Annotated in this window: 21 protein-coding genes and 3 tRNA genes; 4 read left to right on the top strand and 20 right to left on the bottom strand. The window is 61.9% G+C overall.

Annotated elements, in window-relative coordinates; translation table 11 throughout:
• Positions 1 to 79 precede the first annotated feature (79 nt).
• The 6 genes from GIB19_RS25895 to rluD form a co-directional block, all read right to left on the bottom strand.
• Positions 80 to 155 (bottom strand) — tRNA-Lys (locus GIB19_RS25895).
• Between the two features lie 6 nt (positions 156 to 161).
• A tRNA-Pro gene (locus GIB19_RS25890) sits at positions 162 to 238 on the bottom strand.
• 4 nt (positions 239 to 242) lie between these two features.
• Positions 243 to 318 (bottom strand) — tRNA-Asn (locus GIB19_RS25885).
• A gap of 400 nt (positions 319 to 718) precedes the next feature.
• Entirely contained in the window at positions 719 to 3,283 is a 2,565-nt protein-coding gene (clpB, locus tag GIB19_RS25880; RefSeq protein ID WP_274888546.1) for an ATP-dependent chaperone ClpB, read from the bottom strand.
• Positions 3,284 to 3,468: 185 nt separating this feature from the next.
• Positions 3,469 to 4,209, bottom strand: coding sequence for a peptidoglycan editing factor PgeF (pgeF, locus tag GIB19_RS25875; RefSeq protein ID WP_027594564.1), 741 nt, complete (start codon positions 4,207 to 4,209; stop codon positions 3,469 to 3,471).
• Complete coding sequence (gene rluD / locus GIB19_RS25870) at positions 4,206 to 5,168, bottom strand: 23S rRNA pseudouridine(1911/1915/1917) synthase RluD (RefSeq protein WP_085274311.1); 963 nt, start codon at positions 5,166 to 5,168, stop codon at positions 4,206 to 4,208. The genes pgeF and rluD overlap by 4 nt, the downstream gene beginning before the upstream one ends.
• A gap of 147 nt (positions 5,169 to 5,315) precedes the next feature.
• Between rluD and GIB19_RS25865 the strand changes: the two genes are divergently transcribed.
• Positions 5,316 to 6,335, top strand: coding sequence for an outer membrane protein assembly factor BamD (locus tag GIB19_RS25865; RefSeq protein WP_099428275.1), 1,020 nt, complete (start codon positions 5,316 to 5,318; stop codon positions 6,333 to 6,335).
• Between the two features lie 94 nt (positions 6,336 to 6,429).
• The gene (locus GIB19_RS25860) at positions 6,430 to 6,660 is read left to right on the top strand and encodes a PP0621 family protein (protein ID WP_099428274.1); all 231 of its coding nucleotides are present in this window, start codon (positions 6,430 to 6,432) and stop codon (positions 6,658 to 6,660) included.
• Positions 6,661 to 6,788: 128 nt separating this feature from the next.
• Here the strand turns inward: GIB19_RS25860 and thiO are convergent, their stop codons facing one another.
• Genes thiO through GIB19_RS25835 form a run of 5 tightly spaced genes read right to left on the bottom strand, consistent with a single transcriptional unit; the run spans position 6,789 to position 9,644 of the window.
• Positions 6,789 to 7,886: a glycine oxidase ThiO gene (gene thiO / locus GIB19_RS25855; protein WP_274888544.1), complete on the bottom strand. Its 1,098-nt coding sequence runs from the start codon at positions 7,884 to 7,886 to the stop codon at positions 6,789 to 6,791.
• A 55-nt stretch (positions 7,887 to 7,941) separates the two neighbouring features.
• Positions 7,942 to 8,331 (bottom strand): type IV pilin protein, encoded by a 390-nt coding sequence (locus GIB19_RS25850; protein WP_027594569.1) that lies wholly within the window; start codon positions 8,329 to 8,331, stop codon positions 7,942 to 7,944.
• 1 nt (position 8,332) lies between these two features.
• Positions 8,333 to 8,797 (bottom strand): hypothetical protein, encoded by a 465-nt coding sequence (locus GIB19_RS25845; protein ID WP_274888543.1) that lies wholly within the window; start codon positions 8,795 to 8,797, stop codon positions 8,333 to 8,335.
• Positions 8,794 to 9,441, bottom strand: a complete 648-nt coding sequence (locus GIB19_RS25840; RefSeq protein WP_274888541.1) for a PilW family protein — start codon at positions 9,439 to 9,441, stop codon at positions 8,794 to 8,796. The genes GIB19_RS25845 and GIB19_RS25840 overlap by 4 nt, the downstream gene beginning before the upstream one ends.
• On the bottom strand, positions 9,438 to 9,644 hold the full coding sequence (locus tag GIB19_RS25835) for a prepilin-type N-terminal cleavage/methylation domain-containing protein (protein ID WP_085274286.1): 207 nt from the start codon (positions 9,642 to 9,644) through the stop codon (positions 9,438 to 9,440). Before GIB19_RS25835 ends, GIB19_RS25840 begins: the two co-directional genes overlap by 4 nt.
• A 109-nt stretch (positions 9,645 to 9,753) precedes the next feature.
• Here GIB19_RS25835 and GIB19_RS25830 point away from each other — a divergent pair, with 109 nt between their 5' ends.
• Positions 9,754 to 10,236, top strand: a complete 483-nt coding sequence (locus GIB19_RS25830) for a GspH/FimT family pseudopilin (protein ID WP_099428270.1) — start codon at positions 9,754 to 9,756, stop codon at positions 10,234 to 10,236.
• Here the strand turns inward: GIB19_RS25830 and ispH are convergent, their stop codons facing one another.
• The 6 genes from ispH to murJ all read right to left on the bottom strand — a co-directional run bounded on the left by ispH (position 10,237) and on the right by murJ (position 17,572).
• Entirely contained in the window at positions 10,237 to 11,184 is a 948-nt protein-coding gene (ispH, locus tag GIB19_RS25825) for a 4-hydroxy-3-methylbut-2-enyl diphosphate reductase (RefSeq protein WP_027594574.1), read from the bottom strand.
• 14 nt (positions 11,185 to 11,198) lie between these two features.
• On the bottom strand, positions 11,199 to 11,636 hold the full coding sequence (gene fkpB / locus GIB19_RS25820; protein WP_085274283.1) for an FKBP-type peptidyl-prolyl cis-trans isomerase: 438 nt from the start codon (positions 11,634 to 11,636) through the stop codon (positions 11,199 to 11,201).
• Positions 11,629 to 12,144 (bottom strand): signal peptidase II, encoded by a 516-nt coding sequence (gene lspA / locus GIB19_RS25815; protein ID WP_027594576.1) that lies wholly within the window; start codon positions 12,142 to 12,144, stop codon positions 11,629 to 11,631. The genes fkpB and lspA overlap by 8 nt, the downstream gene beginning before the upstream one ends.
• On the bottom strand, positions 12,137 to 14,968 hold the full coding sequence (gene ileS / locus GIB19_RS25810) for an isoleucine--tRNA ligase (protein ID WP_274888540.1): 2,832 nt from the start codon (positions 14,966 to 14,968) through the stop codon (positions 12,137 to 12,139). Before ileS ends, lspA begins: the two co-directional genes overlap by 8 nt.
• Positions 14,965 to 15,915, bottom strand: coding sequence for a bifunctional riboflavin kinase/FAD synthetase (gene ribF, locus GIB19_RS25805; RefSeq protein WP_027594578.1), 951 nt, complete (start codon positions 15,913 to 15,915; stop codon positions 14,965 to 14,967). The genes ileS and ribF overlap by 4 nt, the downstream gene beginning before the upstream one ends.
• Before the next feature lie 118 nt (positions 15,916 to 16,033).
• The gene (gene murJ, locus GIB19_RS25800; RefSeq protein ID WP_099428269.1) at positions 16,034 to 17,572 is read right to left on the bottom strand and encodes a murein biosynthesis integral membrane protein MurJ; all 1,539 of its coding nucleotides are present in this window, start codon (positions 17,570 to 17,572) and stop codon (positions 16,034 to 16,036) included.
• Between the two features lie 249 nt (positions 17,573 to 17,821).
• Between murJ and rpsT the strand changes: the two genes are divergently transcribed.
• Entirely contained in the window at positions 17,822 to 18,100 is a 279-nt protein-coding gene (gene rpsT / locus GIB19_RS25795; RefSeq protein WP_003247625.1) for a 30S ribosomal protein S20, read from the top strand.
• Between the two features lie 206 nt (positions 18,101 to 18,306).
• Here the strand turns inward: rpsT and GIB19_RS25790 are convergent, their stop codons facing one another.
• The 3 genes from GIB19_RS25790 to GIB19_RS25780 are packed head-to-tail and all read right to left on the bottom strand — an operon-like array spanning position 18,307 to position 21,869.
• Positions 18,307 to 20,607, bottom strand: coding sequence for a PqiB family protein (locus GIB19_RS25790; protein WP_099428268.1), 2,301 nt, complete (start codon positions 20,605 to 20,607; stop codon positions 18,307 to 18,309).
• The gene (locus GIB19_RS25785) at positions 20,600 to 21,223 is read right to left on the bottom strand and encodes a paraquat-inducible protein A (RefSeq protein WP_099428267.1); all 624 of its coding nucleotides are present in this window, start codon (positions 21,221 to 21,223) and stop codon (positions 20,600 to 20,602) included. The genes GIB19_RS25790 and GIB19_RS25785 overlap by 8 nt, the downstream gene beginning before the upstream one ends.
• Positions 21,210 to 21,869 (bottom strand): paraquat-inducible protein A, encoded by a 660-nt coding sequence (locus tag GIB19_RS25780; RefSeq protein WP_027594582.1) that lies wholly within the window; start codon positions 21,867 to 21,869, stop codon positions 21,210 to 21,212. Before GIB19_RS25780 ends, GIB19_RS25785 begins: the two co-directional genes overlap by 14 nt.
• Positions 21,870 to 21,982: the final 113 nt, after the last annotated feature.

The following is a 21,982-nucleotide window of genomic DNA, read 5'->3' as shown; positions in this document are numbered from 1 at the left end:
ATCTTAACGGGTGCTTTTTTCGTGGGTTAAATTCGAGGCAAAAGAAAAAGGGCATCTCAGTCGAGATGCCCTTTTTACATGGTGGGTCGTGTAGGATTCGAACCTACGACCAATTGGTTAAAAGCCAACTGCTCTACCAACTGAGCTAACGACCCTGAAAATGGTCGGGGTGAGGGGATTCGAACTCCTGACATCCTGCTCCCAAAGCAGGCGCGCTACCGGACTGCGCTACACCCCGAGATTGGCTCCGCGACCTGGACTCGAACCAGGGACCCAATGATTAACAGTCATTTGCTCTACCGACTGAGCTATCGCGGAACTGAACTTCGGTACATCTTTACTACTTCGAAGTCTGTGTTAGCTTCGATCTCTTCAGCTTCTCTGCTTTCGCTTTGTCGCTGCTGAGGCCGGCTATTCTACATTCTTCGTTTTGCTTGTCAACCACTTTTTTTCATTCAACTTACTGATTTCTAAGTTGTTTTGCTAACACCGATGTTCCTGGTGATTCGCTTAGTGCCTGACAACGCGGCGTATATTAGGGGCACTCGATTTTAGATGCAAGCAGAAATTTCAAAATTTTCAGCAAGTTATCAAAAAAACCGGCGAGGCCCCGATTTTACGGTGTTTGCCGGGCCTCTTCGCGGGCAAGCCCGCTCCTGCAGTGGCATCAGGGGCATAAAAAAGCCCCGCAGGTGCGGGGCTATTTTTTTCAGCTGGATCAGGCAAAGACGATTTCGTCGCCTTCCACCTTGGCAGTAATCGCCGACCCTGGCAGGAATTTGCCAGAGAGGATCAACTGCGCCAGCGGGTTTTCGATCCAGCGCTGGATCGCACGCTTCAGTGGCCGTGCGCCATACACCGGGTCGTAACCCACTGCGATCAGCTTGTCCAACGCCTCAGGGCTCAGGCTGAGCGACAGTTCACGTTCCAGCAGACGGCTGCGCAGGCGGCCCAGCTGGATTTCGGTGATGCCGGCGATCTGGTCGCGGCCCAGGGGCTCGAATACCACCACTTCGTCGATCCGGTTGATGAACTCCGGACGGAAGTGCGAACCCACCGCGTCCATCACCGCAGCACGCTGCGCCTCACGGTCACCGACCAGTTCCTGGATCTGTGCAGAGCCCAGGTTGGAGGTCATCACGATCACGGTGTTGCGGAAGTCCACAGTACGGCCGTGGCTGTCCGTCAGCCGGCCATCCTCAAGCACCTGCAGCAACACGTTGAACACATCCGGGTGCGCCTTCTCCACCTCGTCGAGCAGCACCACCGAATAAGGCTTGCGCCGTACCGCTTCGGTCAGGTAACCGCCCTCCTCGTACCCTACATAGCCTGGTGGAGCGCCGATCAGACGAGCCACGGAATGTTTCTCCATGAACTCGGACATGTCGATGCGCACCATCGCCTCTTCCGTGTCGAACAGGAACTCGGCCAGGGCCTTGCACAGCTCGGTCTTACCCACCCCGGTCGGGCCGAGGAACATGAACGACCCACTTGGCCGGTTCGGGTCGGACAACCCGGCGCGGGAGCGACGTACTGCGTTGGCCACGGCGGTAACGGCTTCGTGCTGACCGATCACGCGCTGGTGCAGCAGTTCTTCCATCTTCAGCAGCTTTTCGCGCTCGCCTTCGAGCATCTTGGCAACCGGGATGCCGGTCCACTTGGACACCACTTCTGCAATTTCTTCCTCGGTGACCTTGTTACGCAGCAGCTGGTTTTCCGACTTGCCGTGCTGGTCGACCATCTGCAGGCTGCGCTCCAGGTCCGGGATCACCCCGTACTGCAGCTCGGCCATGCGGCTCAGGTCGCCTTTACGACGGGCGCTTTCAAGCTCTTGGCGAGCCTGCTCGATCTTTTGCTGGATCTGCGCCGAGCCTTGCACTTCAGCTTTCTCGGAGGCCCAGATCTCTTCGAGGTCGGAATACTCACGCTCCAGCCGCTCGATTTCCTCGTGCAGTTTTTCCAGGCGTTTTTTCGCGGCTTCGTCTTCTTCTTTCTTCAGCGCCTGGGATTCCACCTTCAGCTGAATCAGACGACGGTCCAGACGGTCGAGCACTTCAGGCTTGGAGTCGATCTCCATGCGAATGCGGCTGGCCGCTTCGTCGATCAGGTCGATGGCTTTGTCCGGCAGCTGGCGGTCTGTGATGTAGCGATGGCTGAGCTTGGCCGCCGCAATGATCGCGCCGTCGGTGATGGCCACCTTGTGGTGCACTTCGTAGCGTTCTTTCAGGCCGCGCAGGATGGCAATGGTGTCTTCCTCGCTCGGCTCTTCTACCAGTACCTTCTGGAAGCGACGCTCCAGGGCGGCGTCCTTTTCGATGTACTGGCGGTACTCGTTGAGCGTGGTGGCGCCAACGCAATGCAGCTCGCCACGGGCCAGGGCCGGTTTGAGCATGTTGCCCGCGTCCATGGCGCCCTCGCCTTTACCGGCGCCGACCATGGTGTGCAGTTCGTCGATGAACAGGATGATCTGGCCTTCCTGTTTGGACAGCTCGTTAAGCAGCGACTTCAGGCGCTCTTCGAACTCGCCGCGGTACTTGGCACCGGCGATCAGCGCCCCCATGTCCAGCGCCAGCAGGCGCTTGCCTTTGAGGCCATCGGGCACTTCGCCGTTGATGATGCGCTGGGCCAGGCCTTCGGCGATGGCGGTTTTACCCACGCCAGGCTCACCGATCAGCACCGGGTTGTTCTTGGTACGCCGTTGCAGCACCTGCACGGTACGGCGGATTTCGTCGTCGCGGCCGATCACCGGGTCCAGCTTGCCCTCTTCGGCACGCTTGGTCAGGTCGACCGTGTACTTGTCCAGAGCCTGGCGCGACTCTTCGGCGTTGGCGTCGTTGACTGCCGCGCCGCCACGCAGGTTATTGATGGCGTTTTCCAGGGCCTTCTTGGTCACGCCCTGGCTCAACAGCAGCTTGCCGAGCTTGCTGTTCTCGTCCATGGCGGCCAACAGCACCAGCTCGCTGGAGATGAACTGGTCGCCCTTTTGCTGGGCCAGGCGGTCGGCCTGGTTGAGCAGGCGCGCCAGGTCCTGGGACATGTTCACGTCGCCCGTGGGGTTCTGGATTTTCGGCAGTTGGTCGAGTTCTTTCACCAGTGCCTGACGCAGGCTGTTGATGTCGAAGCCGACCTGCATCAGCAGCGGCTTGATCGACCCGCCCTGCTGTTCGATCAGGGCCTGCACCAGGTGCAGGGGCTCGATGGCAGGGTGGTCCATGCCTACGGCGAGGGACTGAGCGTCGGATATTGCTAATTGAAGCTTGCTGGTCAAACGGTCTATTCGCATGGGAGTACCTTCCTGTTAGGGCAGGTCGGAGCGATGGACAGCGCCTTTAATGAAGAAACCTGCCAGAGATGACCAATAGATATGGGTGATTCTGGAAGATTCAAGCGTAGCGGGGTTGACCGAAGTCAACCTGATGGATTAGTGGTGGCTGCGTTGAGGGCTTGCCCGCGTAGAGGCGTGATACGTCAGCGAGGGGCTAGCCAGACCAACGAGGCAAACCGCCCACCTTGGGGCGTGCGGCGATACGAGAAGAACCGTGAGTCGCTGACCGTGCAGAAACCACCGCCATACACCGCTGTCACGCCACGCGCCGCCAGGCGAATACGCGCCAGCGCATAGATGTCGGCCATCAGCTTGCCCGGCCGCTCACCGTCGACAAAGGCCTTGGCAGCCTCCGGGTGCACGGCAGTAAAGGCATCGCGCACTTCCAGCCCCACTTCGAAGGCCTGCGGGCCAATGGCCGGGCCCAGCCACACCAGCACGTCTTCAGGCGGCAGGGCCAAACGGTCGAGGGTCGCTTCCAGTACCCCGCCCGCCAACCCGCGCCAGCCAGCATGGGCTGCAGCCACGCGGGTACCCGCACGGTCACAGAACAGTGCGGGCAGGCAATCGGCAGTCATTACGGTGCAGGCGATACCGGGCTGATCAGTCCAGCTGGCGTCGGCCTCGGCCACCACGGCCGGGTCGGCATCCGCCACCACCAAGCCATGCACTTGCTTGAGCCAGGCAGGCTGGATAGCAAATTCATCGCTCAGACGGCGGCGGTTTTCGGCGACTGCGACAGGGTCATCACCCACGTGATCACCCAGGTTGAACGCTTCATAGGGCGGCAGGCTGACGCCGCCCTGACGCGTAGTGACACAAGCGCGAACCGAGGCCGGGGCCGGCCAGTCAGGAAACAGCAGCGCCTGCGTCAGACCGTTCATCCGATAAAGCTCTCGCGGTCTTCGTTCAGCAGTGTCAGCAACCAGAGGAAATCATCAGGCAACGGCGATTCCCACTTCATGATTTCACCGGTAATCGGGTGGGCCAGCGCGAGGAAACGCGCATGCAGCGCCTGACGCGGGAAGGTCTTGACCGCCTCGACCATGGTTGGGCTGGCAGCCGGCGGAATGCGGAAGCGCCCACCGTACGTCTGGTCGCCGACCAGTGGAAAGCCCACATGGGCCATGTGCACACGGATCTGGTGGGTACGGCCGGTTTCCAGCTTGACCCGCACGTGAGTGTGGGAGCGGAAGCGCTTGAGCACACGGTAGTGGCTGACCGCCGGCTTGCCGCCGTCGGTTACCGCCATGCGCTGGCGCATGCCGCCGTGGCGACCGATCGGGGCGTCGATCTTGCCGCCGGAGGTCACCACACCAATCACGATGCACTCATAGATGCGGCTGACCTTGCGGCTTTGCATTTGCTCGACCAGCCGGGTCTGCGCCTGCAGGGTCTTGGCCACCACCATCAGACCGGTGGTGTCCTTGTCCAGACGGTGGACGATACCGGCGCGCGGCACGTTGATGATGTCTGGCACGTGGTGCAGCAAGGCATTGAGCAGGGTACCGCTGGCATGGCCGGCGGCCGGGTGCACAACCAGCCCGGCAGGCTTGTTGATCACCATGATATGGTCGTCTTCGTAGACGATATCCAGCTCGATGTCTTCTGCGATCCACTCGCCCTGGGCCTCTTGTTCGGCCTGTAGGGCAAGCAAAGAGCCACCATAGACGGTGTCTCGAGGGCGCACGACGGCACCATCGACCGTCAGGCGGCCCTCTTTGATCCACGTAGTAAGCCGCGAACGCGAGTACTCGGCGAACAATTGGGCGGCGACCTGGTCGAGGCGTTGACCGCCCAGATCGGACGGTACCTCTGCGCTAAGTTGAATGATCTCGGACATGCTCGATTCGGCGGGCGCACAGCCTTTGGTTTCGGCTGCGAGCTTGTGGTTAAATACGGCTTCTTTTGTCCCGGGGTTGGCCGGGGCGCTCATCATAACAGGACGGCACCGCCCAAGACAGCGGCCGTCAAAGGGACGCAAGCCGCCATGCAAGTGAAACACCTGCTGCTGATCGCCATCCTCGGGCTTACCGCGGCCTGTTCCTCTAACAAGGAAGTCATTGACGAGAACCTCAGCGAAGCCGAGCTGTACCAGCAGGCCCAGGCTGACCTGGACAATTCCAGCTACACCAGCGCCGTGAACAAGCTCAAGGCCCTGGAGTCGCGTTACCCGTTCGGCCGTTACGCCGACCAGGCGCAGCTCGAACTGATCTACGCCAACTACAAGAACACCGAGCCGGAGGCCGCCAAGTCCGCCGCCGAGCGTTTCATCCGCCTGCACCCGCAGCACCCGAACGTCGACTACGCCTACTACCTCAAGGGCCTGACGTCGTTCGACCAGGACCGTGGCCTGCTGGCGCGCTTCCTGCCGCTGGACATGACCAAACGTGACCCGGGTGCCGCCCGTGACTCGTACAACGAGTTCGCCCAGCTGACCAGCCGCTTCCCGAACAGCCGCTACGCGCCGGACGCCAAGCAGCGCATGATCTACCTGCGCAACCTGCTGGCCTCCTACGAGATCCACGTGGCCGACTACTACCTGGGCCGCCAGGCTTATGTGGCTGCCGCCAACCGTGGCCGCTACGTGGTCGAGAACTTCCAGGAAACGCCATCGGTCGGTGACGGCCTGGCAATCATGGTCGAGGCGTACCAGAAGATGCACCTGGACGAACTGGCTGCCACCAGCCTGGAAACCCTCAAGCTCAACTACCCTGACCACCCGAGCCTGGTCGATGGCGAGTTCCAGCCCAAGCAGACCGAGTCTGACGGCCGTGGCTGGCTGTCCAAGGCGACCCTGGGCCTGATCGAAACCGACGCCCCGCTGCCGCCGGGCGAAACCCGCGCCAACCAGGACGTGGTCAAGCAGTTCCAGGACGCGCGCTCCGAGATGCCGCAAGAGCTGCTGCCGAAAGACGAAAACGGCGACGTGATTCTGCCGCCCGGCCCGAAAGAAGCCGAGCAGGACCGTTCGTGGTTCAGCTACATGACCTTTGGTCTGTTCGACTGATTGATCGCAACACAAGAAAGGGAGGCCTTGGGCCTCCCTTTTTTATTGGCTGCGTCCTAGACTGTCGGCTTCTTCATTCGACAAGCTGGACACCATGGTTCGCCTACTTTTCTGGATCGCCCTGATCGCCGCCGCGTTCTGGCTGTGGCGCAAGTTCAAGATCAGCCAGCAATCCCACCCTGAGCCCAAACTCGACGACCCGCTGAAGATGGTGCGCTGCGCCCATTGTGGCGTGCACCTGCCCAATGACCGGGCGTTGCAGCTGGGCAAGGAGTGGTACTGCAGCCAGGCGCACCTTGAGCAGGGGCCTGGGCAATCGCGCTGAGGCGGGATTCGCTGAATGGGGGCGCTGCGCGCCCCAATCGCGACGCGAGGCCGCTCCTACAGAACAGCGTCATCGCCTGTAGGAGCGGCCTTGTGTCGCGAAAGGCCCGCAAAGCGAGCCCGGCACTCTCAGCCCAAGCGCCCTGCGGGCGCATACGGCGCCGGGTCGATGATCGGCTCAGCTCCGGTCAGCAAATCGACGAACAGCTGGCAAGACGCGGGCGCCAGCACCAGCCCATTGCGGTAATGCCCGCAATTGAGCCACAACCCATCATGCCCAGGCACCGGCCCGATATACGGAATACCTTCCGGCGACCCCGGCCGCAGCCCTGCCCAATGCCCCACCACCGTGGCCTCTGCCAGTTCCGGCAGCAACTCGACCGCCGAAGCCTTGAGGCTTTCCAGCGCCTGCTCGGTCGGGGTTTTGTCGTAACCAGCATGCTCCAGCGTACTGCCCACCAGAATATGCCCGTCACGGCGCGGAATGGCGTAGCGCCCCTTGGCCAGCACCATGCTCGGCAAAAAGTCCTCGGCACACTTGAACAGGATCATCTGGCCCTTCACCGGCTCTACCGGCAGTTCCAGGCCCAGCGTGCGCAGCAGGTCGCCGCTCCACGCGCCTGCGCTCAGTACCACTTCATCGGCATTGATCACGCCATCCGCCGTCTGCACACCGGTAACGCGCTCACACTCATGCCGGAAGCCTGTCACCTGGCAGTGCTCACGCAAGCTCACGTTTGGTAGCGCCAGCAATGCTGCCTTGAGCGACTTCACCAAGCGTGGATTACGCACGTTGGCCACACCCGCCATGTAAATGGCGCGCTTGAAGCCAGGGCCCAGCACCGGTACGGCGTCATAGGCCGCCGAGATATCCACAGCACTGAGCGGGCGTCGCTCGCGCTCGGCCCAGGCCAATGCCTCGGCTTCATCATCCAGGTCCAACCAATACAACCCAGTAGTATGGACTTGCGGATCAATGCCCGTGGTAGCGAACAGGTGCTCGCCCAGTTGTGGATAAAAATCCTGGGACCAATGCGCCAAAGCGGTTACCGCCGGGCTGTAGCGCCATGGGTACAGCGGCGAGACGATACCGCCGCCGGCCCAGGACGACTCGCGGCCGACCTCCCCCTGATCGCAGACCACGACCTGCCCGACGCTCGCCGCCAGGTTGAATGCCGTCAGCAGGCCGATAACCCCGCCGCCGACCACCACTACTTGCTTGCTCATCTGTCGATCCAAACACCTGAAGTAAAACCGCGATGCGCCGGGCATCATTCATTCTTCAGCTTCCCCAGCATCGCTCGCGGCCTTCCAGGCTGCCCGGGTTGCTCTGCACGCCGCTTTGGTCGAGCTGAAAATCACCACAGCGGTCATCGGCCATCAGGCCATTCGGCAGCCGCCTTGCGCTCAGCGTAAAGGTATCGCTGCTGCGCTGGGCCTGCAGGCTGTAATGACGGTTGGCAGTGGGCAAGGCCAGCTCGCCTTCGGCGTATTGGCCCGTGCGCACGCGGTGGCGCTCCAGGCGCAAGGCAGCGTCATGCAGCAGGCCAACCACTTCACTGCGTGCGGCTCGCCGAAGCTGGTCGCTGTAACTGGGGTAGGCAATGGCTGCCAGAATGCCGGTCACGGCCACGACAATCAACAATTCGATCAGGGTCAGGCCTTGCTGCATGTCAAGGTTCCCCCAATCGTTGTCGCCAGAGGATGCGCCGCACCTCATCACCTGACAGGGCATACACCGCTTCAAGTACATGGCGCGACTCGACCTGTCGGCTGACGGCAGTCACCCTGAACAAGGTGGCCTGTTGGCCCTCGGGCAAGTGTGCGACGCGGTCGCTTGTGCCAAGGTTTTGCACCTGAAAATAGCCGCTTTCGATGCGCTGCCAGCTGCCTTGCAAGTCGTGCGGGCGTTGTGGCGGCTGGCAGGGCTTGCACAGCGGGGGCGTAACCAGCGTTAGCTGGTCAACAGCCAGCAGCAGTGTCTGTTCGGCTTCCTCAAGTGCCTTGAGCCCATCACGCCAGTAGCCGGCCATGCGTGTTTCAACCAGCGCATCTCGCAGCGCCGAGGCCGCGATCAGACCAAGCAGCAAGCTCAGCACCAGCGCCAACAGCAACACCACGCCGCGTTGGCGCTTCACAGTTCGGGCACCGGGTTACGCAGCGCCACACTCAGCGCATGCTGCTGTTCGATGCGCAGGGTGGGCTCGTACAGGGTCAGGTGCACATCTACCCGCCCGCCCTGCGGTGTTTCGACGAACGCCACGCGCATCTCGCGCACATGGTCGACCAACGGTTGCGGAGTACCTCGTCGCCGGAACTTCAACGTACCGTCTTCCAGCGCATACACGTGCCGGCTGATAGGGAACGCCAACAGCTGACCGCTGCTTTCAGCTCGCCCCTTGTACACGTGGGCCTCGTCGGTGCAGTTGGTCAGCAGCGTCCAACCTGGAGCACCGCTATGCCCTGGCAGCTCGGCGACCACCAGGCTCAGGCTGGTGGGGCTCACGTGCAGCGGTCGGGCGAATGCCTGAAGTGCTTCCGGGTCGTTGAAATCGCCGGGCTGCAAGCGCAGGCAACCGAACATGCCGGCCATGCGAATATCCTGGGCCATGCGCTGCAAGGCCAGCCGGGCATCATCCTGCAGGCGTGCGGCCACACCTTGCAGCCGCCAGGTTTCATGGGCAGACACGAACAGCTGGCTAGCCGCCGCCAGCAGCCCCAAACCGATGGCGAGCGCCAGTACCCCTTCAAGCAGGCTGAAGCCGCCTTGTGCGCGCTTCAACGCTGCACCTTCCGCGCATCAGCTGCCCTGCTCCGCTCTAGCTGCGTGTGTTTCAACAAGGCGGCCTGCGCGTCGTGCCGTGCGCTGTCGGTTGCCTGCAGTGCGCGCACCTGCAGCGCAGCAGCGGCAAACAGGCCCACCGCCACGACCACCATGGCCAGCAGTACCTCGAGAAGCGTCATGCCCCCTTCCATCGTTCGCATCCCTGCGCCCCCTGCGACTTTTCCTGCAGCTGTTTAATCACTGGGCGACTGGATCAATTGCCCTGCGACGTTGAAGCTGAAGCGAAGCACGTCCAGGGAGAAATGCACGGTGCGGCAACAGGGTGCAACACTGATACAAATGATGTTGGCGCTGGCCATGGCGGCCGTTCTGACACAGCTGGGGATGCCGGCCTACACCGGGCTTTCTGATGACTTACATAGCGCAGCCGCAGCGCGGGACCTGGCGCAGGCACTGCGCAGCGCGCGCAGCCACGCCTTGCTGCAAGGCCAGACAGTGCTGGTGCAGCCGATGGAAAGCGATTGGGGTAAGGGTTGGCGTGTGGTGCTTGAACACAATCAGCAGGTGCTGCGTGAACACCGCTTGTCGCGGCCGCTGAGAATTGCTCACAACACCCCGGGGCAGGTGAGGTTCAGTGCAGTAGGTGTTCCGCTGGGGCGTAGCAATTCAACACTGGAGATCTGCGAACGCGCCTCCCCCACCGGCCAGCATCACGTCGTGCTGTCGACCAGCGGCAGAATCAGCGTGCGCACAGGTGAGCCCGAGCGGGGCTCTCTGTGCGCACGCTCTTGATCAGATCAGCGAACGAACCCGCAGCTCTTTGGGCATCGAGAACGTGATGTTCTCTTCACGCCCATCGAGCTCTTCGGCGCCAGAAGCGCCCCACGCCTTGAGCTGCTCGATCACACCACGCACCAGCACCTCTGGGGCAGAAGCACCCGCCGTGATGCCGATGCGGGCGGCGTCGCCAAACCAGCTGCGCTGCAGGTCCTCGGCACCATCGATCAGGTAGGCCGGGGTGCCCATGCGCTCGGCCAGCTCACGCAGGCGGTTGGAGTTGGAGCTGTTCGGGCTGCCGACCACCAGGACCACGTCACATTCGTCGGCCAGTTGCTTGACTGCATCCTGGCGGTTCTGGGTGGCGTAGCAGATGTCATCCTTGCGCGGGCCACCGATGTTCGGGAAGCGCGCACGCAGGGCATCGATGACACGGCTGGTGTCATCCATCGACAGCGTGGTCTGGGTCACGAAGGCCAGGTGGTCCGGGTCGCGCACCTGCAGCTTGGCAACATCCTCCTCGTCTTCGACGAGGTAGATGGCGCCGCCGTTGCTGGCGTCGTACTGCCCCATGGTGCCTTCCACTTCCGGGTGCCCGGCGTGGCCGATGAGAATGCACTCACGGCCGTCGCGGCTGTACTTGGCCACCTCGATGTGCACCTTGGTGACCAGGGGGCACGTGGCATCGAACACCTTCAGGCCACGCCCGGCCGCTTCCTGGCGCACGGCCTGGGAAACGCCATGGGCGCTGAAGATGACGATGACGTCGTCAGGCACCTGCTCCAGCTCTTCGACGAAGATGGCACCGCGGTTGCGCAGGTCTTCGACCACGAACTTGTTGTGCACCACTTCGTGGCGTACGTAAATCGGCGGGCCGAAGACTTCCAGGGCACGGTTGACGATCTCGATCGCCCGGTCGACCCCCGCGCAAAAGCCGCGAGGGTTGGCGAGTTTGATTTGCATGCTCGGCTCCAGGCTTACAAGGCCTTCACATCGAGGATCTCCACCTCGAAGCTCAGGGTCTTGCCAGCCAGTGGGTGATTGAAGTCGATGGTCACCTGCGCGTCATCGAAGGCTTTGACCACGCCCGGCAGCTCGGCGTTGGCGGCGTCGTTGAAGATCACCAGCAGGCCTTCGGACAACTCCATGTCGGTGAACTGCGAGCGCGGCATCACTTGCACATTCTGCGGGTTCGGTTGGCCGAAGGCGTTCTCCGGGGCCACGGTGACGGTGCGCTTGTCGCCGGCCTTGAAGCCGAACAGCGCGGCTTCGAAACCGGGCAGCAGGTTGCCGTCACCTACCTTGAACATGGCGGGCGACTTGTCGAACGTGCTGTCGACCGTGTCGCCGTTTTCAAGGTGCAGGGCGAAGTGCAAGGTGACTTCGGTGTTCTGGCCAATACGGGTGTCAGTCATGGACAGGCTCCTCGGACTTCTTGCTCTTGAACATATCCAGCGCCAGCATCACCGCACCAACGGTGATGGCACTGTCGGCCAGGTTGAAGGCCGGGAAATAATGGCGGTTCTGCCAGTGCACCAGGATGAAGTCGACCACGTGGCCAAGCACGATGCGGTCATACAGGTTACCCAGCGCACCACCCAGCACCAATGCCAAGGCGACGGCCAGCCAGGTCTCGCTGCGCCCCAGGCGCTTGAGCCAGACCACCAGCACCGCACTGACCACCAGGGCGATCAGGGCGAACAGCCAACGCTGCCAGCCGGAGCTGTCGGCGAGGAAGCTGAACGCCGCCCCGGTGTTGTAGGCCAGGGTCCAGCTGAAGTAGTCAGGAATGACCACGATCTGCTGGTACAGGCTCAACTTGCCTTCGAAATAGACCTTGGTGACCTGGTCAAGGACCAGGACCACCAGGCTCAGCCAGAGCCAGGCAAGGCGCCCGAAGCGCCCCGCAACAGGGTTAGGCATAGTGGCGCACCTCGCCCGAACCGCTCAGGTTGTCGACGCAACGGCTGCAGATTTCCGGGTGCTCCGGGTGGCTGCCAACGTCGGCGCGGAAGTGCCAGCAGCGGCCGCACTTGGCGTGGCCGGACTTGACCACTTTCAGCTTGAGGCCTTCGACTTCGGTCGCCACGGCATCCGCCGGTGCCTGCACGAACGGCACCACGCTGGCAGCTGAGGTGATCAGCACGAAGCGCAGTTCGTCGCCCAGCTTGCTCAGGTCGGCGCTCAGGCCTTCTTCGGCGTACAGGGTAACTTCGGCTTGCAGGTTGCCACCGATGACCTTGGCGGTACGCTGATTTTCCAGCTCCTTGTTGACCGATGCCTTGACCGCCATGACGCGGTCCCAATAGGCACGGTCAAGCTCGGTGCCTGCCGGCAGCTCGCTCAGGCCCTGGTACCAGCCGTTTAGCATCACCGACTCGTTGCGCTCGCCCGGCAGGTACTGCCAGATTTCGTCGGCGGTGAAGGCCAGGATCGGCGCGATCCAGCGCACCAGTGCTTCGCTGATGTGGTACAGCGCAGACTGGCACGAACGGCGCGCGACACTGTTGGCGCCGGTGGTGTACTGGCGGTCCTTGATGATGTCGAGGTAGAAGCCACCCAGCTCCTGCACGCAGAAGTTGTGGATCTTCGAGTAGACGTTCCAGAAGCGGTACTCGCTGTAGTGCTCTTCCAGCTCGCGCTGCAGCAGCAGCGTGCGGTCCACTGCCCAACGGTCCAGGGCCAGCATGTCCTCTGGGGCCAGCAGGTCGCGGGACGGGTCGAAGCCCGACAGGTTGGACAGCAGGAAGCGCGCGGTGTTGCGGATACGGCGGTAGGCGTCGGCGCTACGCTGCAGGATCTGCTCGGAAACCGCCATCTCACCGGAGTAGTCGGTGGCCGAAACCCACAGGCGCAGGATGTCGGCACCCAGGGTGTTGTTGACCTTTTCCGGCTCGATGGTGTTGCCCAGCGACTTGGACATCTTGCGGCCGTTCTCGTCCACGGTGAAGCCGTGGGTCAGCAACTCGCGGTACGGCGCGTGGTTGTCGATGGCGCAACCGGTCAGCAAGGACGAGTGGAACCAGCCGCGGTGCTGGTCGGAGCCTTCCAGGTACAGGTCGGCGACCGGGCCGGTAGCGTGGCCGATGTCGTGCGAGCCACGCAGCACGTGCCAGTGGGTGGTGCCGGAGTCGAACCACACGTCCAGGGTGTCGGTGATCTTGTCGTACTGGCCGGCTTCGTCACCGAGCAGTTCGGCGGCGTCCAGCTTGAACCAGGCCTCGATGCCTTCTTGCTCGACGCGCTTGGCCACGGTTTCCATCAGCTCGACGGTACGCGGGTGCAGCTCGCCGGTCTGCTTGTGCAGGAAGAACGGGATCGGCACACCCCAGTTGCGCTGACGCGAGATGCACCAGTCCGGTCGATTGGCGATCATCGAGTGCAGGCGCGCCTGGCCCCAGGCCGGGACGAACTTGGTTTCTTCGATGGCCTTGAGCGCGCGCTCACGCAGCGGCTCGCCGGTGGTTGGCTGCTTGTCCATGCCGACGAACCACTGCGCGGTGGCGCGGTAGATCAGCGGGGTTTTGTGGCGCCAGCAGTGCATGTAGCTGTGGCTGATGGTTTCGGAGTGCATCAGCGCACCGACTTCGCCCAGCTTCTCGACGATGGCCGGGTTGGCCTTCCAGATGAACTGGCCGCCAAAGAACTCCAGCGACTCGACATACACGCCGTTGCTTTGCACCGGCGTGAGGATGTCGTCGTTGACCATGCCATAGCGCTTGCAGGTGACGAAGTCGTCTTCACCGTAGGCAGGTGCGGAGTGGACCACACCAGTACCGGCGCCCAGCTCGACGTAGTCAGCCAGGTAGAGTGGCGACAGGCGGTCGTAGAACGGGTGGCGGAAGTTGATCAGCTCCAGGGCCGAGCCTTGGGCGGTCGCAACCACCGAGCCTTCCAGGTTGTAACGCTTGAGGCACGACTCGACCAGCTCTTCAGCCAGCACCAGCAGGCGCTCGCCAGTGTCGACCAGGGCGTACTTGAACTCCGGGTGGATGTTCAGCGCCTGGTTGGCAGGGATGGTCCACGGGGTGGTGGTCCAGATCACGATGGCGGCAGGCTTGGCCAGCGAGGCCAGGCCAAAGGCGGCGGCCAGCTTGTCGGCGTCGGCGACCGGGAAGGCCACGTCGATGGTCTGCGACTTCTTGTCGGCGTATTCGACTTCGGCTTCGGCCAGTGCCGAACCGCAATCGAAGCACCAGTTCACAGGCTTGAGGCCCTTGAACACGAAACCTTGCTTGACCATCTCGGCCAGGGCACGGATTTCACCGGCCTCGTTGGCGAAGTTCATGGTCTTGTAAGGGTTGTCCCAGTCGCCCAGCACACCCAGGCGGATGAACTCGGTCTTCTGCCCTTCGATCTGCTCGGCGGCGTACTCGCGGCACAGCTCGCGGGTGCGGTCGGCGGACAGGTGCTTACCGTGGGTGACTTCGACCTTGTGTTCGATCGGCAGGCCATGGCAGTCCCAGCCCGGCACGTAGGGCGCGTCAAAGCCCGCCAGGGTCTTGGAACGGACGATCATGTCCTTGAGGATCTTGTTCAGCGCATGACCGATGTGGATCTTGCCGTTGGCATAGGGCGGGCCGTCGTGCAGGACGAACTTCGGACGATCCTTGCCAATTTCGCGCAGCTTCTGGTACAGGCCAATGCTGTCCCAGCGCTGCAGAATCTGCGGTTCGCGCTGAGGCAGGCCGGCCTTCATCGGGAAGGCGGTGTCCGGAAGGTTTAGCGTGGCTTTGTAGTCGGTCATTTCAGGCTCTTCGTTAGCGGTTGAGCGTGCCAATGTGCACGTGCGGCGGCGATGTCCGCGTCGATCGCCGACTTCAGCGCCTCAAGGGAGGCGAATCGCTGCTCTTCACGCAGCTTGTGGTGGAACTCCACCGTCAGACGCCGGCCATACAGGTCGCCGGCATAATCCAGAAGATGAATCTCCAGGTGCGGGCGCCCATCACCAGCAACGGTGGGGCGCACGCCGATATTGCCGACACCCGGCCAGGCCTTGCCGTCGATTTCGATGCTGGCCAGGTAAACCCCGGACAACGGCACGCGGCGGCGCTTGAGCTGGATGTTGGCGGTGGGCGTGCCAAGTTGGCGCGCGAGTTTTTGGCCGTGCAAGACCCGGCCAGTGATGCGGTACGGGCGGCCCAGCAGGTGCTCGGCCAGTTCGAAGTCGCCTTCGGACAACGCCTTGCGCACTTCGGTGCTGCTGACCCGCAACCCATCTTGGATAACCGTGTTGGCGGCTTCGACGGTGAACCCGTACTTGTCGCCGGCCTCGACCAGGAAGGCAAAATCGCCTGCGCGGTCGCAGCCAAAGCGGAAGTCGTCGCCCACTTCAAGGTGCCGCACGCCCAGGCCGTCGACCAGGATGGCCTTGACGAACTCATCGGCGCTGAGCTTGCTCAGGCGCTGGTTGAATGCCAGGCACAGCACGCGGTCGATGCCTTCGGCGGCCAGCAGCTCGACCTTGTCGCGCAGCCGAGCCAGACGCGCCGGGGCAGTATCGGGGGCAAAGTATTCGCGCGGCTGTGGCTCGAAGATCACCACGCAGGTCGGCAGGCCAAGTGCTTGGCCGCGCTCGCGCAGACGCGCCAGGATTGCCTGGTGGCCGCGGTGAACCCCGTCGAAGTTGCCAATGGTGGCGACACAGCCCCGGTGCTCGGGGCGCAGGTTGTGAAGACCTCGAACCAGCTGCATAACGCGCTTCTTGCTCATAAAGTGGCCGATTATAACCACACCCGGGCGCCGGTGACAGGCAGCAGCGCCCAGGGGTGGCGTGGAATGCGAAAAACCGACGCCTGACGTGCGCTAGGCCTCAGTGCAGGGCCTTGCGGGCAAAATGCCGAGGCCGGAAGCCGCACAGGTACAGGCAGCCGAAATACGTCACGATGCCCGCCAGGATCAGCGCCCCGAGACGCACGAAGCGCTCGAGCATGCCGCCCTGCTCCCAGGCCGGCATGACGTGCATGCCCGCCAGCAATACCGCCGACATCAATGTAACTGCCAATACCAGCTTGAACAGGAAGCGTGCCCAACCCGCTTGCGGCTCGAACAGCCCTTGGCTGCGCAGCTTCCAGAACAGCAGGCCAGCATTGAGGCAGGCACCCAGGCTGATCGCCAGGGCCAGGCCAGCATGTGCAAGCGGGCCGACCAGGACCAGGTTCAACAGCTGAGTGCAGACCAGCGTGAACACCGCGATCTTCACGGGTGTCCGGATATTCTGCTGCGCATAGAAGCCTGGTGCCAGTACCTTGACCAGAATGATCGCCAACAGGCCCACAGAATAGGCCATCAACGCACGCTGGGTCATGGCCGCATCGAACGCGCTGAACTTGCCGTACTGGAACAGCGCCACAGTCAGCGGCTCGGCGAGAATGGCCATGGCCAGTGTGCAAGGCAACACCAGCAGGAAGCACAGGCGCAGGCCCCAGTCGAGGATGCGCGAGTATTCTTCGCGGTCCTTGTTGGCGTAGGTCTTGGCCAACGTCGGCAGCAGGATGGTGCCCAGGGCCACGCCGAGCACGCCGGACGGCAGCTCCATCAGGCGATCGGCGTAATACATCCACGACACCGAGCCGGCCACCAGGAACGAGGCGAAGATGGTGTTGATGATCAGCGATATCTGGCTGACCGAAACGCCGAGGATCGCCGGCAGCATCTGCTTGAGCACGCGCCATACACCGGTGTCGCGCAGGTTCAGGCGTGGCAGTACGAGCATGCCGATCTTCTTCAGTGCCGGCAGCTGGTACAGCAGTTGCGCCAGGCCGCCGGCCAGTACACCCCAGGCCAACGCCATGATGGGCGGGTCGAAATACGGCGTGAGCACCACGGCGAAGAAGATCATCGCCACGTTCAGCAGGGTCGGGGTAAATGCGGGGACCGAGAATCGGTTCCAGGTATTGAGGATCGCCCCCGCCAGCGACGACAGCGAAATCAGCAATATATAAGGAAAGGTCACCCGCAACAGGTCGGTGGTGAGCGCGTATTTTTCGGCGCTGTCGACGAACCCAGGCGCTGTCGCCCACACCACCCAGGGCGCCGCGAGGATGCCAACGGCCGTGACCAGGGCCAGGACCAGGGTCAACAGGCCGCTGACATAGGCAATAAAGGTACGGGTCGCTTCCTCGCCCTGCTGGGTCTTGTATTCGGCCAGAATCGGCACGAACGCTTGCGAAAACGCCCCCTCGGCAAAAATCCGCCGCAGCAGGTTGGGCAGCTTGAACGCGATGAAAAAGGCATCAGTGGCGATGCCGGCACCAAATACACGCGCCAGGATGGTGTCGCGCACAAAGCCCAACACCCTGGAAATCATGGTGATTGAGCTGACTGCGGCCAGGGATTTGAGCAGATTCATCGAAAAGATTCACGTCAGAGACAGAGGACGCTGCAGACAGCGTTCGAATGTGCGATACTCCCGCGCCTTCGCAGGGGAGCCAAAAATTCCCGAGTTTACAGGTCGCGCAGCAGAAAGGAATCTTTCCCTCTTGTTGGCGCACCGCTCGGCGGAACCTTGCAGGTGGCCTTGACATCCGTTCGACTGATCGGCATGATTCGCGGCCTATTTTGTTTGCTATTTACCTAAAGTCTTTCGAGGAGCTCGACGGTGGCCAACACACCTTCCGCCAAGAAACGTGCAAAACAGGCTGAGAAGCGTCGCAGCCACAACGCCAGCCTGCGTTCCATGGTCCGCACCTACATCAAGAATGTAGTTAAAGCCATCGACGCAAAAGACGCTGAAAAAGCGCAAGCCGCTTACGTTCTGGCTGTGCCTGTAATCGACCGTATGGCCGATAAAGGCATCATCCACAAGAACAAAGCTGCTCGCCACAAAGGCCGTCTGAATGGCCACATCAAGGCGCTGAAAGAAGCTGCAGCTGCCTAAGCGACATGCTTGTCAAAAAACCGACCCTAGGGTCGGTTTTTTGTTGCCTGCGATTTTTCATTACACGGGCTTTGTGTAGGAGCAGCCTTGTGCTGCGAAGAGGCCGGTGCAAGCACCTGACATCAAGGGTGCCTGCACCGGCCTCTTCGCAGCACAAGGCTACTCCTACACAAAGCCAGGGCCGCATTGTGCGGCCCTGGCATCCATCACTTGGCTATCTGGATCTTCGGCGCCCACTGCAGCCATTGATCCTCTGCCTTGTCGAACAGGGCAAAGGTTTGTTGCGGCCGTGCCGGGTTGCCCATCTGCTCGCCATCCGGGGTGGCAAAGGCAATACCGCCATCGATCAGTGTCTCCAGCGACTCGGTACGCACCGTAGCGCCCCTCAACAGCCCCCAATCGAAACCAAAGCCACTGCTGTTCCAGAAGCGGCTGCCGCTGCGCACCAATGCGGCATAGCGCGGCTCGATAAGGATATGGATCAGCACGCGGTCGGCGCTCTGGCCCAGCTCGAAGCCTGTCACCTTGCCGACTGCAACTTCACGGTAGGTCACCGGCACACCCGGCTTGATCGAGCCACGCCGCGGTGCACTGAGCGTCAACGGCAAACCGACCTCAGGGCCAGCCACCTCTGGGGCATCTGCCAGGGCAATGAAATCACGCTGCGTGCCTCTGTCTTTGGCCGCCGGCTGCACTTCCAGGTATTGCCCACCAATCAAGGTGTCGAGGTTCTCAGTGCGCACCAGGCCCAGCGCAGGCTTTACCACCCAGAACTGGGTGCCGACCCGGGCAATACGCTCCGCCGCCTCGGTAATACGTGCACGCAACAGCACCGCCTGCAAGTCTGCGGTCAGGTCGACGCTTTCGATACTGCCAACGTCCAGGCCACGGAAGCGGATCGGCGTGCCTGGCTTCAAGCCATCGGCACGGTCGACACGAATGGTGATCAAGGTACCCGCACGATTGACCGCCTCCTCGCTGTCATGCAGGCGGAAGCGTGGAATATGACGCTTGAGCGCCACATCAGGCCTTGGCGTGTCGAAGGCGATACCGCCCGCCATCAGCGTTTGCAGTGATTCACTTTTGATCTTGATGCCCGACAACCCACCGGTCAGGGTAATACCACTGACATTCCAGAAGCGCGACGAGCCGTTGACCAGCTTCTCGTACTCCTTCTCGATGTGCACACCGATCAGGATGCGGTTGCTGTTGTGGGCGAACTGGTAGCTCTGCACGCTACCCACTTTCACCTGGCGATACATCACCGGGCTACCGACTTCCAACGAACCCAGGGTATCGGCGAACAGCACCATGTGCAGGCCCGGTGCCTTGAGGTCCAACGGCGGCGCCTTGGGCCGAGCCTCGAACTCACGCAGCGGCTTGGCGCCCTTCTCGCCGGGGCGAATGGCAATGTAGTTACCTTTTACCAAAGCCTCCAGGCCTGTGATGCCCGCCAGCGAGATGGACGGTTTGACCACCCAGAACTGCGTCCCTTCGACCAGGTAGTCCTCGGTCAGCGGGTCGAGGGTGAGCTCGGCCATGGCGCTGCCGAGGTTATCCTCCATCTTCAGTGCTTTCAGCGAGCCGACCTGTATGCCTTTGTACATCACCGGCGTGCGGCCAGCCTGCAGGCCTTCGTAGTCACTCAGCTTGACCTTGATGCGGATACCGGCCTGGGCAGCATCGAAGTCTTCGTACAGGCGGAACGGCAGGCTTGGGTCGGTCGGCGGGCTGTCCTTGCGGTATTCCGGTGTCGCAAAGGCAATACCGCCGGCGACGATGCTCGAGAGCGACTCGCTGCGCACCTTCACGCCCGACAGGCTGGCATCGATACTGATGCCGCTGGCATTCCAGAAACGCGTATGTTTGCGCACCAGGCTGGCGTAGGCGGGCTGGATGAATACCTTGACCTCGACCGTATCCTGATCATCGGAAAGCCGGTAGCTCTTCACCCGGCCGACCTGAATCTGCTTGTAGAAGACCGGGCTGTCGCGGTTGAGCGACCCCAATCGATCGGCCTTGAGCGTCAGGTGCAAACCGGGCTCACTGTCGGACAAGGGCGGCGCCGTGGACAAGGCGGTAAAGCGCTTGGCCTTCTCCCCTTCGCCAGGGCTGACGGCGATGTAGTTACCCGAGACCAAGGTTTCCAGGCCGGAAATACCCGCCAGGCTGACGCTTGGCTTGACCAGCCAGAAGCGCGTACCGGTTGTCAGGTGTGGTTCTGCCGCCTTGTTCATCTCAATGGTGGCGATCACCCCTTGGTTGTCGCCCTTGGCGTCCAGCACCAGTGACGTCACCTTCCCGACCGGCATGCCCTTGTAGATAACTTCGGTCTTGTTGGCGACGATCCCTTCACCGGTGGTGAAACGAACTTCGATTTCTACACCCGCATCCCGATACGCCTGCCATGCCAACCAGCCGCCGATCATCAACGCAATCAGCGGCAGAATCCAGATGGCCGACCAGTTCGAGGCTGGGCGGGTTTTTGCCGTAGGCAGGTCACTCATGGTCGTCATCCGACTCCGTGTTATCCCAAATCAGTCGGGGATCGAAAGTTAAAGCAGCGAGCATCGTCAGGATCACCACAGTGGCAAAGGCGACAGCACCCAGGTTGGCTTCGACACTGGCTATTCGGCCGAAATTCACTACCGCCACCAGAATGGCGATGACGAAAATATCGAGCATGGACCAGCGTCCGATGAATTCGATGAAGCGGTACATCAGGATCCGCTGGCGCGCAGAAAGCGGCTGTCGGCGTTGAACGGAGTACAACAGCAAGCCGATGCCCACCAGCTTGAAGGTGGGCACCAGGATACTGGCAATGAAGACCACCGCCGCAATGGGCACCATGCCGTGCTTGAGCAGGGTGATGACGCCCGACATGATGGTATCGGGGCTGCCCTGGCCGAGCGTGCTGACGGTCATGATCGGCAACAGATTGGCAGGGATGTACAGAATGGAAGCCGCAATCAACAGCGCCCAGGTACGCACGATGCTGTTGGGTCGACGGCCATGCACGATGGCGCCACAGCGCGTGCATGTCTGCGAGGCGCTGTCGGCCTCCTGCCTGTTCAGTTCGTGACACTCATTGCAGACAAGGATGCCTGCATCAATCGCCCGCATGGAGATCCTCCCCGGAAAGCGCACTCCAGATCTGATGCGGTGACATCACCACTTCAAGCCACACCTGAATCAATAACAAACTGATGAAGCAGAATAGGCCCAACCCGATGGTCAACTCGGCCAGGTCTACCAGTTTGACGATCGCAACCAGCACGCCCATGAAGTAGACCTCGAGCATGCCCCAGTCGCGCAGATGGTGATAGATGCGATAGCACAACAAGCCATAGCTGCGCCCTACATCCAGGCGAATGCTCAGCAGCACCGCTAACTGGCACAGCAGTTTTGCCAGGGGAATGGCCATGCTGCACAGGAAAACCACGACGGCCACGCCACGCATTTCGGAGTTGTAGAGGCCTAAGACGCCACTCCACACCGTATCGTCGGACGTCTGGCCAAGCAGGTGCAGCTGCATGATCGGCAGGAAATTGGCCGGCACGAACAGCAAGAGGGCGGTGAGCACCAGGGCTAGGCTACGGTTGACCACGTTGTGCCGGTGGGCGTAAAGCTCATAGCCGCAGCGCGGGCATTGGGCCTTTTCGTCATGCTGCAGCACGGGTTTGCGCATCAACAGGTCGCATTCGTGGCAAGCAACGAGTTCGTCCAGCGGCAATTGGGCCAGTGCTTCGGGTTCGACAGGGTTGGGCATATCGAGCTTCTGAATGGATGCGTGGGCTCTATTCTAGTGATCTGGCTCAAAATGTGGGAGGCGACTATTGACCGGTGTGCAACTGCAGGTGCCCGCCGGTGTTGAAGCCCGGA

This window comes from Pseudomonas sp. ITEM 17296 (assembly GCF_028895205.1).
Classification (GTDB): Bacteria; Pseudomonadota; Gammaproteobacteria; order Pseudomonadales; family Pseudomonadaceae; genus Aquipseudomonas; species Aquipseudomonas kermanshahensis.
Note: the sequence above shows the minus strand (reverse complement) of the source record. Positions and strands in the feature narration are given on the sequence as shown.